We start from the raw sequence: 16,985 nt of genomic DNA, 5'->3' as shown, positions 1-16,985 counted from the left end.
GTCACCGCACCGTGCGGAGCCCGACATGAAGCGGTGTCAGCGCGCCCACCTCCACCCATGTGCCGCCAAGCCTGCGGGCCCGCGACCCGCTGCCCAGTTTGAAGCGCGCAAGGCCGGGGGCGCTTTGTGCATCGCAGGACCCGAGGTCGATCACCTGCACCCCGATTGCGCGCAGCTGGTCCATGGCGGTCCAAAAAAGCAGGTTGTGGGCCGAGGTCGCGCGCCCTGCTGCGTCGGACCAGCCGATCAGATAGCTCGCCGAGGACCCATGCCGCGCAAAGAGCATCGCGGCGATGCTCCGACCCTCGGCTCGGGCGGTGAACAGCGTCAGCGCGCCAGGCTCAGCCGCCGCCATGGCTGCGATGAGGGCTGGCGGCAGGTTGCGGTAGCCGCGCGCCGCCTGCTGCGCCGCCTCGCGGTGAAACAGCCAGTGGTTGCGGTCGGGTGGGAGTGGGGCAGCGCGTAGCTCCAGCCCCTGCCGCTGGGCGTGGCGCAGGCGGTTGCGCCATTTGCCGTCCATCCGCGCCAGCCAATTCTCGGGCGTGCCAGCCAGCGACAGCTCCGCCACCTCTCGCCCGGTTGCGAGCCGCACGAACCCCGCTCGCGCCAGCGCCGCGCCCTGCGCCTGCGTTTCGGCGTTCACGATCAGCGCCCCCACCCCGAGCGCGCGCCGCAGGGTCTGCGGCAGTGCAGGCCCGGGCCGGGAGATCAGCGCGATGCGGCCAAGCACCGGCACCGTGCGCGTCACCGCCAGCACCGGACCGCCGGGCAGGGCGTACCAAAGGGGGCTTGCCGCCATCCGCGCGAGGGCAGCCGCGAAAAGCGGGGATTGCTGGAGCGGGCAGGGCGCGGTTTCAGGCATGGCCGGGACAATGCCCCGCCCATGCCTAAGGCTTGGTTAACCCTGCAAGACCACCAGCGCGTGGCGTTTCTTGCCCGCCGAAAGCTTGATCGGCTGAGCCAGATCGCCCGCCGTCACCATCAGGCCGGCATCCGTCAGCGCCGCATCGTTCATCCGCGCGCCGCCTTCGGCGATGAGGCGCTTGGCCTCCTTGCCCGAGGCCGCCAGCCCCGAACGGGTGATAAGCTGCGCGACCGAGATGCCTTCGGCGAGTTCGGCGGTCGTCAGCGTCAGGGTGGGCAGGTCCTCGCCCATGCCGCCCTTTTCGAACACGTCGCGCGCCGTCGCCTCGGCCGCCTGCGCCGCCTCGGCCCCGTGCAAAAGCGCAGTGACCGCATTGGCGAGGATGATCTTGCCCTCGTTGATCTCGGCGCCTTGCAGCGCCCCCAGGCGGTCGCACTCCTCCACCGGCAGTTCGGTGTAGAGCTTCAGGAAGCGGCCCACGTCGGCGTCGGTCGTGTTGCGCCAGAACTGCCAGAATTCGTATGGCGACAGCATGTCCCCATCGAGCCAGATTGCCCCGCCCTGCGATTTGCCCATCTTGCGCCCGTCGGACGTGGTCAGAAGCGGCGTGGTCAGGCCATAGATCTCCGCATCCAGCACCCGCCGCGTCAGGTCGATTCCGTTGATGATGTTGCCCCATTGATCCGAACCGCCCATCTGCAACACGCAGGCCTCGCGGCGGTACAGCTCCAGAAAATCATAGGCTTGCAAGATCATGTAGTTGAATTCGAGGAAGCTGAGCGATTGTTCGCGGTCGAGCCGGGACTTGACGGATTCGAACGACAGCATCCGGTTGACCGAGAAATGCCGCCCGATATCTCGCAGGAAGTCGAGGTAGTTGAGGCCATCGAGCCATTCGGCATTGTTGAGCATAAGCGCGCGCGTATCTTGCCCTATCGCTTCGCTGCTTGAGGGCAGGGTCGAACCCGCGCCATAGCCAAGGTAGCGGTCGAATACCCGCTGCATGCCCGCTATATTGGCGTCGATTTGATCGGGCGTCAGCAGGGGGCGCTCATCGGCGCGGAAACTCGGATCGCCCACCTTGGTTGTGCCGCCGCCCATCAGGGTGATGGGTCGGTTCCCGATCTTTTGCCACCAGCGCAGCAGCATGATGTTGAGCAGATGGCCCACATGCAGCGATTTCGCCGTCGCGTCATAGCCGATATAGCAGGTCACGGGCCCCTTCAGCAGCGTCTCGTCAAGGCCCTGCAGGTCGGTGCAGTCGGCCAGGAACCCGCGCGCCATGATGGTGCGCAAGAACTCCGATTTGGGCTGGTAGGTCATGGGGGTCCGGTCCATGTTCGAGGGATGTGGCAAGGGCTATAGCGGGCGGGCGCGTGAAGGGAAAGAGCGACAGGGAAGCGTTCCGGGCGGGACCCGTCTGGGTCGCGGGCGCGATGTCGGGCACGTCGATGGATGGTGTCGATCTGGGCTTGATCGAGACCGATGGCGTCAGCGTCACGGCCTTTGGGGAAACCCGCTACCGGTCCTATTCCGATAGCGAGCGTGACACGATCCGCGCAGCGCTTGGCCGTTGGCCTGGCGATCCCGGCGTGGCCGAGGCCGCCCGAATGGTGGAAGATGCGCATCTGGAGGTTCTGGCGGGTCTTGAGGGCGCGCGTGCTTTCGGGTTTCACGGCCAGACGCTGGCCCATGACCCCGAGGGTGGGCGCACCCATCAGGCGGGGGATGGCGCGCGCCTAGCCGCCGCCTGCGGCCTGACGACGGTCTGGGATTTCCGCTCGAACGACATGCAGCTGGGCGGGCAGGGCGCGCCGCTGGCCCCCTTCTATCACTGGGCGCTGGCGCGCCACATCGGGGCTGCGCGACCCTTGGCATTCCTGAACCTCGGCGGCGTGGGCAACATCACGCTGGTCGATCCGCGCGTCGAGCGGCCAGAATTGCCGGGCGCCTGTCTTGCTTTCGACACCGGGCCTGCCAATGCGCCGATCGATGATCTGATGCGCGCAAGGCGGGGGATGGATTTCGACCGGGACGGGGCGCTGACCCGCGCCGGCAGGGTCGATGCGGAAACCGTCGCGGTCTTTCTCGATGACATCTATTTCCGCAAGATACCGCCCAAGTCGCTCGATCGGGATGCCTTTCCTGCGCTGGCCGGTTGGGTCGCGGGCATGTCGGACGCCGACGCCGTGGCGACGTTGGCGGCCTGCGCAGCGGGCGCCGTGGCGCAGGCGATGGAACATCTGCCGGTCCGGCCCGAGCGGGTGCTGGTGACGGGCGGCGGTCGGCGCAATCCCGGCCTGATGGAGATGCTGGCGGTGGCCTTGGGTCGCCCGGTCGATCCCGTCGAGGCGGTGGGGCTCGACGGCGATTTCCTCGAGGCGCAGGCCTTTGCCTATCTGGCGATGCGGGTGCTTCTCGGTCTGCCGACCTCGGCGCCGGGGACCACCGGGGTGGCGGCCGCAGTGGGCGGCGGTCGGGTGAGCCGGGTGTGAGGCTGCACGATTGGGGGCTCTGCCCCCATGCCCCCGGCATATTTTTGGAAAGATGAAGGGATCAGGCGCGCGTGGCGCGGGCGGTGCGGATCATCGAGCCGGTGTAGAGGATCAGCGCCGCCCAGATCAGCGGGAAGGCTATCGCGCGGGCCGGGCCGAAGGGTTCGGCGAAGACGAAGACTGCGATCAGGAAGATCATCGTCGGGGCGATGTATTGCAAGACGCCGATGGTCGAGAGGCGCAGCCCCTTGGCCCCGTTGGCGTAAAGCATGAGCGGGATGGCCGTGACCGCGCCCGTGCCGAGCAAGAACGCCGTGTCGGCCCAAGTGGTGCCGGTGAAATGGCCCGAGGGGCCGAGCCACAGCAGATAGGCCAGCGCGGGTGGGCACAGCAGCAACACCTCGAGCAAGAAGCCCTGGTTGGGCCCGATCGGCAGGGTTTTGCGCAAGAAGCCATAGAGGCCGAAGGTTGTCATCAGCACCAACGCCACCCAAGGCAGGACGCCTGCCGAAACTGTCAGGATGGTGACGGCGACGGCGGCAAGCCCCACTGCCACCCATTGCGCGGCGGCAAGGCGTTCGCGCAATACGATGGCGCCAAGGGCCACCGAGAAGAGCGGATTGATATAATAGCCCAGCGCCGCGTCGAGCGCGCGATCATTGGCAATGGCCCAGACATAGACGCCCCAGTTGACCGATATGAGCGTGGCGGTGACCGCCGCCATGCCGACCATGCGCGGGGTCTTGAGCGCGCGCACCAGATCGCCGGTGCGCCCGAGCACGATCAGGACCAGACCCGCGACGGGCACGGACCACAAGATGCGGTGGGCGATGATCTCTGCCGGGGGGATGTGGTCGATGGCCTTCATGTAGAGCGGCAAGAAACCCCAGAGCAGGTAGGCCGTGGTAGCATAGGCAAAGCCCGCGGGGCTGTCGCCGGTCTGTGGGGTGGGGCTGCTCATGGCGCTGGCCTAACGCAAGCTGTAAAGGGGGGCGAGCGCGAAATCGCGATCCGCGGCATCACGGATGGTGATGGATCAGCCGCGCGGGATGTCGAAACCTGTTGGTGCCAGTGTGAAGCCCTCGAACCGGAAGCCGGGCGAGACGGTGCAGGAGACCAGCGTGTAAGTGCCCGTCGTGCGCGCCGCCTGCCAGTGGTTCTCGGGCACGATGATCTGAGGCGCACCATGGCTCAGGTCCGGCGTCAGCAGGTGATCGGTGGCGGGGCCCTCGTCGGTGTCCGACAGCGACAAGATCAGCGGCGCGCCGGCGTGCCACAGCCAGATCTCGGTCGCGTCGACCTTGTGCCAGTGGCTCGCCTCGCCCGCCTTGAGCAGGAAATAGATGCAGGTGCCTGTGGGTCGGCCTGCGTTGGTGGCCATCCAGGTCTGGCGGTAGTGGCCGCCCTCGGGATGGGGTTCGAGGCCGAGGTGGGCGATGATCTGATCGGCTGTCATGGGGTCAACTGCGTCGCCAGGTCGTGGAAATCGCTGGCGATGACGTCCCAGTCCGATTCGGGGCCGAGGTCGGTGGTCTGGTGCGGCCCGTGCTCGGTCGGGCGCGCGACGAAGGCGGTCTTCAGCCCCGCGTAGCGGGCGGCGAAAAGGTCGTCGTTATGGGCCGCGACCATCATCACCTGATCGGTGGCGAGGCGCAGGGCCGCGCAGGATGCGAGATAGACCTGCGGCTTGGGCTTGTAATCTTGCGCGATCTCGGCGCCGAGGATGCAATCCCAGGGCAGGGCGGCATGCTTGGCCAGCCGCGTCATCAGCGCGATGGAGCCATTGGAACAAGGCGCGATCACGTGGCGGGCCTTCAACGCGGTCAGCCCCGCGACCACATCGGGCCAGGGGTCGAGCCGCTCCCAGGCATGGGCGAGACGTTCAGGGGCGCTGACAGAGAATTCGGCCGCCACCCTTTGCAGGTTCTCCCGGTGCAGATCGTCAAGCGCCACATATCCCCGTTCACCCCCGCGGATGCGGGCCATGGCGGGGTCGTATTCAGCCCGCCATGCGGTCGCGAAGGCCAAGGCGTCGACCTGCGGCAGCACCTTGGCGACCTCTCGTGCGACGGACCTGCGCCAGTCGACGCAGGTGCCGAAGACGTCGAAGATGAGGGCTTGAACCCTCATGCCCGCAGAACGCTCCGCCCGGCGTAAACCGCCGTTTCGCCCAAGCCTTCCTCGATCCGGATCAACTGGTTGTACTTCGCCAGCCTGTCCGACCGCGCAAGGCTGCCGGTCTTGATCTGGCCGCAGTTGGTGGCGACCGCCAGATCGGCGATGGTCGCATCCTCGGTCTCGCCCGAGCGGTGGCTCATCACGCAGGTCATGCGGTTGCGGTGAGCGAGCGAGACGGCCGCCAGTGTTTCGGACAGGGTGCCGATCTGGTTCACCTTGACCAGCAGCGAATTGGCGCAGCCCTTGGCGATGCCCTCGGCCAGACGCTCGGGGTTGGTTACGAACAGATCGTCGCCCACCAGTTGTACCCGGTGCCCCAACGCCTCGGTCAGGGCGCGCCAGCCGTCCCAGTCATCCTCGGAACAGCCATCCTCGATCGACAGGATCGGGTAATCGTCGACGAGCGCAGCCAGATAGGCGACATTCTCGTCCGGGGTGAGCGATTTTCCTTCACCGGCAAGGACATAGCGCCCATCTTTGAAGTATTCCGTGGCTGCGCAATCGAGCGCCAGCATGATGTCGTCGCCAGGCCTATAGCCTGCCTTTTCAATGGATTTAAGAATGAAATCAAGCGCGTCTCGGGTGGAGCTGAGGTTGGGGGCAAATCCGCCCTCGTCGCCGATGCCGGTCGACAGACCCGCGGCCGAAAGCTCTTTCTTCAGGGTATGGAACACCTCCGCGCCCATCCGCACCGCATCCGCGATGCTTTCGGCTGCGACCGGCATGATCATGAATTCCTGAATGTCGATCGGGTTGTCGGCATGTTCGCCGCCGTTGATGATGTTCATCATCGGCACCGGCAAGACCCGGGCCGAGGTGCCGCCGACATAGCGGTAGAGCGGCTGCGCGCTGAAATCCGCCGCGGCCTTGGCCACTGCCAGCGAGACGCCAAGGATCGCATTCGCCCCCAGCCGCGACTTGTTGTCGGTGCCGTCGATCTCGCACATGGCGGCGTCGATGGCTTCTTGCTCGGTGGCGTCAAAGCCCACCAGCGCCTCGGCGATCTCGCCGTTGACGCCCGCCACGGCCTTGAGAACGCCCTTGCCCATGTAGCGGCCCTTGTCGCCGTCGCGCATCTCCACGGCCTCAAAGGCCCCGGTCGAGGCGCCCGACGGCACGGCTGCGCGGCCCGTGGTGCCATCCTCCAGCGTCACGTCGACCTCGACGGTGGGGTTGCCGCGACTGTCGAGGATCTCGCGCGCGTGAATGTCGATGATGGTGCTCATGGGGGTCCCCCTTGGTATGCGTTGGGCGCTCTATAGCAAGGGCGCACGCCCAAGCGAAGGGTCAAGGCGCGGTGAGGATGCGCCGCGCCTGCCGCTCGCGCCACAGGCTGTAGAGCCCGGTCGCCACCACGATGGCCACTCCAACCAGTGTCAGCGGATCGAGCCTTTCGTCGAAGACCACCAGCGCGATGGCAAAGGCGAAGACCAGCCGCGTGTAGCGCATCGGCGTGACCACCGATATCTCGCCCACCCGCATCGCCGCAGTGATCGAGAAATAGGCGACCATGCCCATAAGAACGCCCGCAAGGACCAAAAACGCCATACCGGGCGTGGGGGTGATCCAGCCAGCGCCAAAGGGCAGCATGGCAAGCCCCGCAATTGCGACGGCGCCGAAACTGTAGCTGGCCAGAAGGGTTGTGGGCACGCTGCGTGGCACCGGCCTTGTCGCCAGATCGCGCAACGACAGCCCGATGGCCGCGGCGACCGCGATCCAGATGTTGGGGTCGAACCCCTCAGCACCGGGCTGCACGATCAGCAAGACGCCGAACAGCCCCACCCCGATGGCCAGCCAGCGCCGCCAGCCGACCTTTTCGCCCAGAAACAGCGCCGCGCCCAGTGTGACCAGCAGCGGATTGGCCTGGATCACGGCCGACAATGTCGAGAGCGGGATCAACGACAGCGCGAAGACGAAGCTGACGGTCGCCAGCACCTCGGCCACGTTGCGCAGCATCACCGGGCGCATCAGCAAGACCGGGCTCACCCAGTGGTGGCCCTGCACCCGGGCCCAGATCCCGAACAGCACCGCGCCGCCGATCCCGAACAGCACGAGCACCTGCGCCACCGGAAGGGCGCGGGTGGCAAAGACCAGCACCATGTCGGTCAGCGCAAAGGACAGCATGGCCAGAACCATCCACGCCATGCCCTTGAGGTTGTCCATGCGCTCGTGCCCCGACCCGACCCTTGCCAAGGCCATAGCCTGCCGTCCCGCTCGGGGAAAGCGCCAAGGCCCACCGTTTCATCTTTCCCCAAATATGCCGGCCGATGCCCGGCAACCGGCGCGCGGCCTCAGGATTTGCGGATCGGCACTCCGTAAAGCTCCAGCCGGTGGCCCTTGAGCCGGTAGCCCAGTTTCTCGGCGATGCGGTCTTGCAGCGCCTCGATCTCGGGATCGACGAATTCGATCACCTCGCCGGTCGTCATGTCGATCAGGTGGTCGTGGTGGTCGCGCTCGGCATCCTCGTAGCGCGCGCGCCCGTCGCCGAATTCGAGCCGGTCAAGGATGCCCGCCTCTTCGAACAGCTTGACCGTGCGGTAGACCGTGGCGATGGAAATGCGCGGGTCCCGCGCGCTGGCGCGGGCGTAAAGCTCCTCGACATCGGGATGGTCCACGGCCTCTTCCAGCACCTGAGCGATCACCCGGCGTTGGTCGGTCATGCGAAGGCCCTTGGCCTCGCAACGCCCCTCGATCGTGTCGGTCATGGCCGCGCGCCCTTGCAGTGTCATCGTGGGCGGCAGGTTTAGGCGATTTGGCGGCGCACGAAAAGACGCCTTGGGCAGGCAGCTTGACAGCGGCGGCGCGGGCGGCGACAGCGGCGGGGCAGCGGCCGGGGGCAGAAGATGGCGCAAAAAGACCGGATCGACGCCTTCGGCGCCACGGCCCTTACGGGGTTCGCCGCCCTTCTGGCATTCAATCAGGTCGTCATCGCGGTGGTCAACGACGGGCTTCAGCCGGTGTTCTTTGCCGCGCTGCGGTCGATGGGCGGCGCGTTGTGCATCTGGCTGTGGATGATCGCGCGCGGGCTGCCGGTGCGGGTGGCACCCGGCACGCTGCCTGCGGGCCTGTTGATCGGCACGCTATTCGCGGTGGAGTTCATCTGCCTGTTCGTGGCACTGGACCTGACCACGGTCACGCGCACCTCGGTCATCTTCTACACCATGCCGGTCTGGCTGGCGCTGATGGCGCATGTGTCGATCCCGGGCGAAGGGATCACCGGGCGCAAGGGGGCGGGGCTGGCGCTGGCTTTTGCGGGCGTCGTGGTGGCCATCACCTTGCGCGGCGGCGAGGCGGGCAGGGCGTCGCTGTTGGGCGATCTGTGCGCGCTGGGGGCGGCGCTGGCTTGGGCGGGCATCGCGCTGGTGGCCAAGGCCTCGCCGCTCAGGACGGTTCGGCCCGAAACGCAGCTTTTGTGGCAACTGGCGATCTCGGCCCCGATCCTGATGCTGGCTGCAATAGCCTTCGGCCCTTTCCTGCGCGATCCGGATTGGGTGCATTGGGCGGGTCTGGGGTTTCAGATCGTGGTCATTGTCTCGGCTGGGTTTCTGGGTTGGCTGTGGCTCTTGTCGATCTACCCCGCCAGCTCGGTCGCGGCCTTCAGCTTCTTGTCGCCGGTTTTTGGCGTGGGCTTGGGCTGGCTGCTTCTGGACGAGCGCGTCGGTTGGGATGTCGCGCTGGCGCTGGCGCTGGTGGTTACGGGCCTGATCCTTGTGAACCGGCCCGAGCGCGCCTGACGGATTGGCGCTGTCAGGTGCCGCAGAAGGTGCGGGTCACATGTTCGCCATCGGCGGGGGCTTGTTCGTAGGCGGCAAGGCGCGCGTCTTCGGCAAATGGATCTGCCAGCGCCTCCATCAGTCCCTCGAAGGGCGCGAAATCGCCCTCCACCGCCGTGGCGATGATCTGTTCGATCCGGTGGTTGCGCGGGATGCGGGCGGGGTTGGTTGCCTGCATCCGGGCGATCCGGTCGGCGCCGGTGACATCCTCTTGCGCTACGCGCGCCCTCCAGCGCACCAGCCACGGGTCCAGCGCCGTGGGGTCGATGAATTCATCGCGCGCGCGCGTCGGATCGGCGCTAGAGAGCGCGCGGAAGGTGCGGGTGAAATCGGCACTGTTCTCGGCCATCGCATCGAGCAGGTCTAGCGCCAGCGATACATCGCCATCCTGCGTTTCGGTCAGCCCCAGCTTGGCCGTCAATACTTTGTGCCACGCGGCATCGAACCGGTCCGAGAAGCCGTTGACGGCAGCGGTAAAGACCTCGATCCCTTCCTCGCGGTCGGGGATCAGCGGCAGAAGGGCTGTCGCCAGTTGCGCGAGGTTCCAGACCGCGATCTGCGGCTGGTTGGCATAGGCGTAGCGCCCGAACTGGTCGATCGAGGAAAACACCGTGTCGGGATGGTAGGCATCCATGAAGGCGCAAGGTCCATAGTCGATGGTCTCGCCGGAAATCGCCATGTTGTCGGTGTTCATCACACCATGGATGAAGCCCACCCCCATCCATTGCGCGATCAGCCGCGCCTGCGCGCCGATCACGGCGTCAAGCAGACCGGCGGGGCCCTTTGCCTCGGGGTAATGCCGCGCGATGGCGTGACCTGTCAGCGCCTGCAGCGCCTCGATATCCTTGCGGGCGGCGAAATACTGGAAGGTGCCGACCCGGATATGGGAGGCCGCGACGCGAGTGAAGACAGCACCCGGCAGGAAGCCGTCGCGCTGCACGATCTCGCCCGTGGTGACGGCGGCGAGCGCGCGGGTGGTGGGGATGCCCATCGCGGCCATGGCTTCGGACACGATATATTCGCGCAAGACTGGGCCAAGCCAGGCGCGCCCGTCGCCCATGCGGGAATAGGGCGTCTGGCCCGCACCCTTGAGCTGGATGTCGAAGCGCGCGCCATCGGGTGACACCACCTCGCCCAACAGGACGGCGCGCCCGTCGCCCAACTGCGGCGACCAGCCGCCGAACTGGTGCCCGGCATAGACCTGCGCCAAGGGCTCCGCCCCTTCGGGAAGGGCGTTTCCGGCGAAGATACGGGCGATCTCGGCGGCATCCTCGGGCAAGGTGATGCCCAGCCGCGCGGCGAGCGGACGGTTCACGGCGACAAGCCGCGGGGCGGTCACGCGCGCCGGAGATTGGCGGGTGAAGAACCGTTCGGGCAGGCGCGCATAGCTGTTGTCGAAAGGAAAGCTGGGGGTCATCGGACCTCCTTTCCCAATACAGCTAATGTGCAAACCGCCCGGTGGAAAGGGTTACAGGCGCGCAAGCCGCGCGGTGAGCAGGGTATAAAAGCCCTCGGCGTCCACATCGCCCATGAATTGGGCGTTCTTGGGCCGCTGGGTGACGCCCCACCAATCGGCCACCGTCATGCCGCGTGTCAGCGGTGATCCGGTCTCGATCTCGACATTGACGTGACGCCCGGTGAACAGGTCCGGCGCGAGCAGATGGGCGATGACGCACGGGTCATGCAACGGCGCGCCGTCATGGCCGTATTTCGCCATGTCGAAGCGTTCGAAGAAATCAGTCCATTGCGCCACCGCATGGGCGACGGGTGTCCCGATGGCGCGGATCGCCTCGATCCTTGGCCGCGTGGTCAGGACCTTGTGGGTCACGTCGAGCGGCATCACGGTGATGGGAGCGCCCGATCTGAACACGATCTCAGCGGCTTCCGGATCGACATAGATGTTGAATTCGGCAGCGGGGGTGATGTTGCCCACCTCGAAATAGGCGCCGCCCATCAAGACGATTTCGGCCACGCGAGGTGCGATGTCGGGGGCGGTGGTGAAGGCCGTGGCGATATTGGTCAGCGGCCCCAGCGGGCAAAGCGTGACGCTGCCCGAAGGTTCCCGGCGCAGCGTCTCGATGATGAAATCGACGGCATGGCTGTCTTGCAGGGCCATGGTCGGCTCGGGCAGGGCGATCCCGTCAAGGCCGGTCTTGCCATGCACATGTTCGGCGGTGACAAGCGCATGGGCGAGCGGCTTTTCGCAGCCCGCGAAGACGCGGATATCGGGGCGCCCGGCCAGTTCGCAGACAATGCGCGCGTTTCTCTGGGTCAAGGCCAGCGGCACATTGCCCGCGACAGCGGTGATGCCCAGAACCTCGATCTCGTCGGGGGAGGCCAGCGCGAGCAGGATGGCCACGGCGTCATCTTGCCCCGGGTCGGTGTCGATGATGATCTTGCGGGTCATGGGCGCGCTCCGGTCGGTGTTGCCGCAGGGTTCACCGTCGCGAGGCGGACTTCAATGCCTCCGGCGGGCATATTTGGGGAAAGATGAAGGGGGGAAATGCCAAAGGCCGCCCGGTCGGGGGCGGCCTTTGATGTCGGGTGTGGTCGGGGATCAGCGATTCTCGATCTCGACGTAATCGCGCAGCGTCTCGCCCATATAGAGCTGGCGCGGGCGGCCGATCTTCATCGCGGGATCAGCAAGCTGTTCTTTCCACTGGGAGATCCAGCCCACGGTGCGCGACACGGCAAAGATCGGCGTGAACATCGCGGTGGGGAAGCCCATCGCCTCGAGAATGATGCCCGAGTAGAAATCGACGTTCGGGAAGAGCTTTTTCTCGATGAAATAGTCGTCATTCACCGCGATGTGCTCGAGTTCCTTGGCAATCCGCAGGAGCGGGTTGTTGTCGATGCCGAGCAGATCGAGCACCTCGTCGGCGGATTCCTTCATCACCGTCGCGCGCGGATCGAAGTTCTTGTAGACCCGGTGGCCAAAGCCCATCAGGCGGAACGGGTCGTTCTTGTCCTTGGCGCGTTCGATGAATTCGGGGATGCGGTTGGGGCTGCCGATTTCCTTGAGCATCTCGAGGCAGGCTTGGTTTGCGCCACCATGCGCGGGGCCCCAGAGGCAGGCGATGCCCGCCGCGATACAGGCGAAGGGATTGGCGCCCGAGGACGAGGCCAGACGCACTGTCGAGGTGGAGGCGTTTTGCTCGTGATCGGCGTGCAGCGTGAAGATCCGGTCCATCGCGCGGCTGAGGATCGGGTCGACGACATATTCCTGCGCGGGCACGGCAAAGCACATGCGCAGGAAGTTCGAGGCATAATCCAGATCGTTGCGCGGATAGACGAAGGGCTGGCCGATCGAATATTTGTAGGCCATGGCCGCGATGGTCGGCATCTTGGCGATCAGGCGGTGGCTGGCGATCTCGCGCTGGCGTTCGTCATTGATGTCGGTGCTGTCGTGATAGAAGGCGGACATTGCGCCGACCACGCCCACCATCGTCGCCATCGGATGCGCATCCCGCCGGAAACCCCGGAAGAAGTTGTGCATCTGCTCGTGGATCATCGTGTGATGGGTGATCGTATGCTCGAAGGTTTCCAGCTCGGTCGCCGTCGGCAGGCTGCCATAAAGCAGCAGGTAGCAGACCTCGAGGTAATGCGATTTCTCGGCCAATTGGTCGATCGGATAGCCGCGGTGCATCAGCTCGCCCTTGTCACCGTCGATGAAGGTGATGGCACTCTCGCAGGCGGAGGTGGAGGTGAAGCCGGGGTCGTGGGTGAACACACCCGCACGCGCATAAAGCTTGGTGATGTCGATGACATCTGGGCCGGCCGTCGGCGAATGGATCGGCAGCTCATAGCTTGTGCCGTCAATCGTCAAGGTTGCCGTTCTGGTCGTGTCTGCCATGGTCGTCCCTTCTTCGTCGTGGCCTCTCGCGGCGCCGGGGTGGCGCTGCGCGCGGTAGCTGCTTGGGGTGCGCACGGTCCCGTTTCGCGCCGGGGCCCCCCTTGGTCTTGGGCGGTCCCCGCGGTCATCAGCCGTCGCGGGACGCCGCCTCTGCCAATCGGGCGAGCGTTTCCTCGCGGCCGATGACAAGCATCATGTCGAAGACGCTGGGGGTGACGCTGCGCCCGGCAAGGGCCGCCCGAAGCGGGCCGGCGAGCTTGCCGAATTTCAACCCATGGGCCTCGGCGGCCAGGGTCAGCGTCGCCTCAAGCGTGTCTTTGCTCCAGCTAACATTCTGCAACTGCGCAGTCAATTCATGCAGTATACCACGGGATACCGGGTCCAGTGCGGCGCGCGCCTTCTCGTCGGGCTGCAAGGGTCGGCAGGCCAAGGCAAACTGGCCTTTTTCCAGCAGATCGGGCAGCGATTTTGCGCGATCCTTGAGGCAATACATCGCAGCCACCATCAGATCATGCTGCGCTCGCGAAAGCGGCGCTTGTCCGGTGAAGGCGAGATATCTTTCGATCTCTGCCATCAGTTCCGCATCCTCCATCCGGGCGATATGCCAGCCCGAGACGCTTTCGAGCTTCTTCATGTCGAGCCGGGCGGGCGCACGCCCGATTCCGGACAGATCGAACCATGCGATAGCCTGTTCATCGATGAACAGTTCGTCGTCGCCATGGGACCACCCCAGGCGCGCCAGATAGTTGCGCATGGCCGCCGCAGGGATGCCCATCCGGGCATAGTCCATCACGCCGGTGGCGCCGTTGCGCTTGGAGAGTTTCTTGCCGTCCTCGCCGTGGATCAGCGGGATATGCGCCCAGACCGGCTCAAGCCAGTCCATCGCGCGGTAGATCTGAGCTTGCCGGGCAGCATTGTTGAGGTGGTCGTCGCCCCGGATCGCATGGGTCACGCCCATGTCGTGATCGTCCACCACCACGGCCAGCATGTAGGTCGGCGTGCCGTCCGAACGCAGCATGACCATGTCGTCGAGTTGGTCGTTGCGGAAGGTGACGCTGCCCTGCACCGCATCCTGGATCACGGTCGCGCCGTCGCGGGGCGCGCGCAGGCGGATGACATAGGGCGCGTCGGGATGGGTGGCCGGGTCCGCGTCGCGCCACGGGCTGAGGTAGAGGGTGGAGCGGTTCGCGGTGCGCGCGGCCTCGCGGTAGGCCTCGATCTCGTCTTGGGTGGCGAAGCATTTGTAGGCATGGCCGCGGGCCAGCATCTCGCGGGCGACCTCGGCATGGCGCGGCGCGCGTTCGAACTGGCTGACCGCCTCCCCGTCCCAGTCGAGGCCGAGCCAGCGCATGCCGTCGAGGATGGCTTCTGTCGCCTCGGGCGTCGAGCGCGCGCGGTCGGTATCCTCGATCCTGAGCAGGAATTTCCCGCCGCGCCCGCGCGCAAAAAGCCAGTTGAACAGCGCCGTGCGCGCCGTGCCGATGTGCATGATGCCGGTGGGCGAGGGGGCGATACGGGTGACGATCTGCGAGCTGTCGGCCATTTGATCCCTTTCGCACGCCGCCACACGGCCGCGCGTTAACCAGTTGGAAACCATGTCTGGGCAAGACTTGGGGCTCGATACCCCATCACGAAGGGCGCTGACAAGCAGGTGGCCTACCCGACCGATCCCATGGACTTGCCGCTGCCGCCGCGGCGCCTGGCCGGCCTTGCCTTGCTTGATGCCGTCCAGCAAAGCCAGCGCGGGGCGCTGATGCCATGGTCGGCGGTTATGCTGGGGCTGGGTGTGGCGCTGTATTTCGCGCGGCCCGCCGAACCTCAGGCTTTTGCCTATGCCCTCTGCGGCGGCGTCCTTTGCATCGGAATCGCTTTGGCGCTCTGGCGGCGCGAGGTGCTGGGGCCCCTCGGCGCGGCGCTGGCCCTTGTGGCGCTGGGCTTTGTGGGGGCGGGCGCGCGCAGCCATCAGGTCGCCGGGCCGGTCCTCGAGTTTCGCTACTACGGCCCGATCGAGGGGCGGGTGGTGGGCGTCGACCGTTCCGCGTCGGACGCGTTGCGCCTGACGCTCGATCAAGTGCGGCTCGATGACCTGAACCCCGCCCGCACGCCGCTGCGCGTGCGGGTGTCTTTGCATGGTGAGGGGCGCGGCCCGCCGCCCGCGCCCGGCATGATCGTGATGATGACGGGCCATCTGGCAGCACCCGCCGGGCCTGCCGAACCTGGCGGCTTCGATTTCCAGCATCACGCGCATTTCCTGTCGCTGGGCGGCGTGGGCTACACGCGCACGCCCCTTGTGCTGCTGGAGGATCGCGCGCCGGGGGCCGCGCGCCTGTTCCACCTGCGTCTGCGGATGTCGGCCGCGATCCAGGACCGGATCGCGGGGCAACCGGGCGCATTCGCCGCCGCCGTGCTGACCGGTGACCGATCCGGCCTTGATGCCACCTCGCTCGAGGCGATGCGGGTTTCCAACATCGCGCATCTGCTGGCGATCTCGGGCCTGCACATGGGGCTTCTGACCGGTTTCGTCTATGCCGCTCTGCGCCAGATCCTTGCACTGATCCCGGCTCTGGCGCTGCGCTACCCGATCCGCAAATGGGCGGCCGTGGTGGCGCTGGCGGCAGGGGCCTTCTACCTCGCGCTGTCGGGGGGCAACGTGGCGACCGAACGCGCCTTCATACAGGTCGCGGTGATGTTCACCGCCGTGCTTCTCGACCGGCGCGCGATCACGCTGCGCTCGGTGGCCATCGCGGGGATCATCGTGCTGCTGCACCGGCCCGAGACGTTGCTTTCGCCCGGGTTCCAGATGTCCTTTGCCGCAACCGCGGCGCTGGTCGGTGTCTTCGGGGCCTTGCGCGGCGCGGTCTGGGTGCAGGGCTGGCCGAAATGGGCCAAGGGGCTGTTCGCGCTGCTGGTCTCCTCGGCCGTCGCGGGGGCGGCCACCGCGCCCTATAGCGCGGTCCATTTCAACCAGGTCTCGATCTACGGGCTGATCGCCAACCTGCTGACCGTTCCCGTGATGGGCAGCGTCATCATCCCCGGCGCGGTTCTGGCGGCGCTGTTATGGCCGCTGGGCCTGTCTGGGCCTGTCTGGCGGGTGATGGACTGGGGGCTCTCTTGGATTCTCGGCGTGGCCGAACGTGTCGCGGCCCTGCCCGGCGCGGTGGAGGCGGTGCCGACGCCCGCCAACTGGACGCTGGGGGTGGTCACAATGGGCGCGCTGTTCGTGCTGCTGTGGCAAGGACGGGCGCGCTGGTTGGGGGCGGTGCCGGTCGGCGTGGCACTTCTGATGTGGTCGGGCGACGGGCGGCCCGACGTCCTGATCTCGGACAGCGGGCGGCTGGTGGGGGTGATGCACGACGGCCTGCGCGGCCTCAGCCGGGCGCGCGGAGATGGCTTTGTCGCCGGTATCTGGCTGGAAAACGATGGCGACCGGGCCACACAGGAAGGTGCCGCCGCGCGCCCTGTCTGGCAGGCAGCGGGGCAGGGCGCACAGGCCGCGATCGCGGATTGGACCATCTGGCATGGCGCGGGTCGGAGCGCGCTGCCCGAGGCCGAGGCCGCCTGCGCCACCCATGATATCGTGATCCTGTCCGAACCGGCACCCGAGGGCGCGATGGCGCGCGCCGCCGCGGATCTGCGCGCGCGGCTTTCGGCGGCGCATCCCGTCGCACTTCCACCCGCCGCGCCCTGCCATGTCATCGACGGGCCGCTTCTGGCGCAAACCGGCGCGATGGCGCTGGACCCGGGGGAGGGGGGGCTGACGATCACCACCGCGCGGATGGAGCAGGGCGACAGGGTGTGGTCTCCCGCCATCCGCTGACCAG

At 66.7% G+C, this 16,985-nt stretch carries 15 protein-coding genes; 3 read left to right on the top strand and 12 right to left on the bottom strand.

The window, feature by feature from the left end; genetic code table 11:
* Position 1: 1 nt before the first annotated feature.
* Positions 2-862: a GNAT family N-acetyltransferase gene (locus C7455_RS04320; protein ID WP_109665814.1), complete on the bottom strand. Its 861-nt coding sequence runs from the start codon at positions 860-862 to the stop codon at positions 2-4.
* A gap of 36 nt (positions 863-898) precedes the next feature.
* The gene (tyrS, locus tag C7455_RS04315) at positions 899-2,188 is read right to left on the bottom strand and encodes a tyrosine--tRNA ligase (protein ID WP_109666177.1); all 1,290 of its coding nucleotides are present in this window, start codon (positions 2,186-2,188) and stop codon (positions 899-901) included.
* Positions 2,189-2,301: 113 nt separating this feature from the next.
* On the opposite strand from tyrS, the gene C7455_RS04310 reads away from it, so the two are divergent.
* Positions 2,302-3,360: an anhydro-N-acetylmuramic acid kinase gene (locus tag C7455_RS04310; RefSeq protein WP_109665813.1), complete on the top strand. Its 1,059-nt coding sequence runs from the start codon at positions 2,302-2,304 to the stop codon at positions 3,358-3,360.
* Positions 3,361-3,421: 61 nt separating this feature from the next.
* Here the strand turns inward: C7455_RS04310 and rarD are convergent, their stop codons facing one another.
* The 6 genes from rarD to C7455_RS04280 all read right to left on the bottom strand — a co-directional run bounded on the left by rarD (position 3,422) and on the right by C7455_RS04280 (position 8,243).
* Positions 3,422-4,321 (bottom strand): EamA family transporter RarD, encoded by a 900-nt coding sequence (gene rarD, locus C7455_RS04305; RefSeq protein ID WP_109665810.1) that lies wholly within the window; start codon positions 4,319-4,321, stop codon positions 3,422-3,424.
* A gap of 75 nt (positions 4,322-4,396) precedes the next feature.
* Complete coding sequence (locus tag C7455_RS04300; protein WP_109665807.1) at positions 4,397-4,816, bottom strand: cupin domain-containing protein; 420 nt, start codon at positions 4,814-4,816, stop codon at positions 4,397-4,399.
* Entirely contained in the window at positions 4,813-5,490 is a 678-nt protein-coding gene (locus tag C7455_RS04295; RefSeq protein ID WP_109665805.1) for a haloacid dehalogenase type II, read from the bottom strand. Before C7455_RS04295 ends, C7455_RS04300 begins: the two co-directional genes overlap by 4 nt.
* Complete coding sequence (gene eno, locus C7455_RS04290) at positions 5,487-6,764, bottom strand: phosphopyruvate hydratase (protein ID WP_109665802.1); 1,278 nt, start codon at positions 6,762-6,764, stop codon at positions 5,487-5,489. Before eno ends, C7455_RS04295 begins: the two co-directional genes overlap by 4 nt.
* 61 nt (positions 6,765-6,825) lie before the next feature.
* Complete coding sequence (locus tag C7455_RS04285) at positions 6,826-7,701, bottom strand: DMT family transporter (RefSeq protein WP_109666175.1); 876 nt, start codon at positions 7,699-7,701, stop codon at positions 6,826-6,828.
* Positions 7,702-7,829: 128 nt separating this feature from the next.
* Entirely contained in the window at positions 7,830-8,243 is a 414-nt protein-coding gene (locus C7455_RS04280) for a Fur family transcriptional regulator (RefSeq protein WP_109665799.1), read from the bottom strand.
* Between the two features lie 138 nt (positions 8,244-8,381).
* Here C7455_RS04280 and C7455_RS04275 point away from each other — a divergent pair, with 138 nt between their 5' ends.
* Positions 8,382-9,272, top strand: coding sequence for a DMT family transporter (locus C7455_RS04275; RefSeq protein WP_109665796.1), 891 nt, complete (start codon positions 8,382-8,384; stop codon positions 9,270-9,272).
* 13 nt (positions 9,273-9,285) lie between these two features.
* On the opposite strand, the gene C7455_RS04270 is transcribed toward C7455_RS04275, so the two are convergent.
* From C7455_RS04270 to gltX, 4 genes are all read right to left on the bottom strand, one after another.
* Complete coding sequence (locus C7455_RS04270) at positions 9,286-10,728, bottom strand: protein adenylyltransferase SelO (protein WP_109665795.1); 1,443 nt, start codon at positions 10,726-10,728, stop codon at positions 9,286-9,288.
* A 51-nt stretch (positions 10,729-10,779) separates the two neighbouring features.
* Positions 10,780-11,718 (bottom strand): nucleoside hydrolase, encoded by a 939-nt coding sequence (locus tag C7455_RS04265; protein WP_109665792.1) that lies wholly within the window; start codon positions 11,716-11,718, stop codon positions 10,780-10,782.
* A 150-nt stretch (positions 11,719-11,868) separates the two neighbouring features.
* Positions 11,869-13,164, bottom strand: a complete 1,296-nt coding sequence (locus tag C7455_RS04260; protein WP_109665790.1) for a citrate synthase — start codon at positions 13,162-13,164, stop codon at positions 11,869-11,871.
* Between the two features lie 127 nt (positions 13,165-13,291).
* A complete protein-coding gene (gene gltX / locus C7455_RS04255) occupies positions 13,292-14,707 on the bottom strand; it encodes a glutamate--tRNA ligase (protein ID WP_109665787.1) in 1,416 nt (471 codons plus the stop codon).
* A 171-nt stretch (positions 14,708-14,878) separates the two neighbouring features.
* Here gltX and C7455_RS04250 point away from each other — a divergent pair, with 171 nt between their 5' ends.
* Positions 14,879-16,981 (top strand): ComEC/Rec2 family competence protein, encoded by a 2,103-nt coding sequence (locus tag C7455_RS04250; RefSeq protein WP_245904207.1) that lies wholly within the window; start codon positions 14,879-14,881, stop codon positions 16,979-16,981.
* Positions 16,982-16,985: the final 4 nt, after the last annotated feature.

This window comes from Roseicyclus mahoneyensis (assembly GCF_003148775.1).
Lineage (GTDB): Bacteria > Pseudomonadota > Alphaproteobacteria > Rhodobacterales > Rhodobacteraceae > Roseicyclus > Roseicyclus mahoneyensis.
Note: the sequence above shows the minus strand (reverse complement) of the source record. Positions and strands in the feature narration are given on the sequence as shown.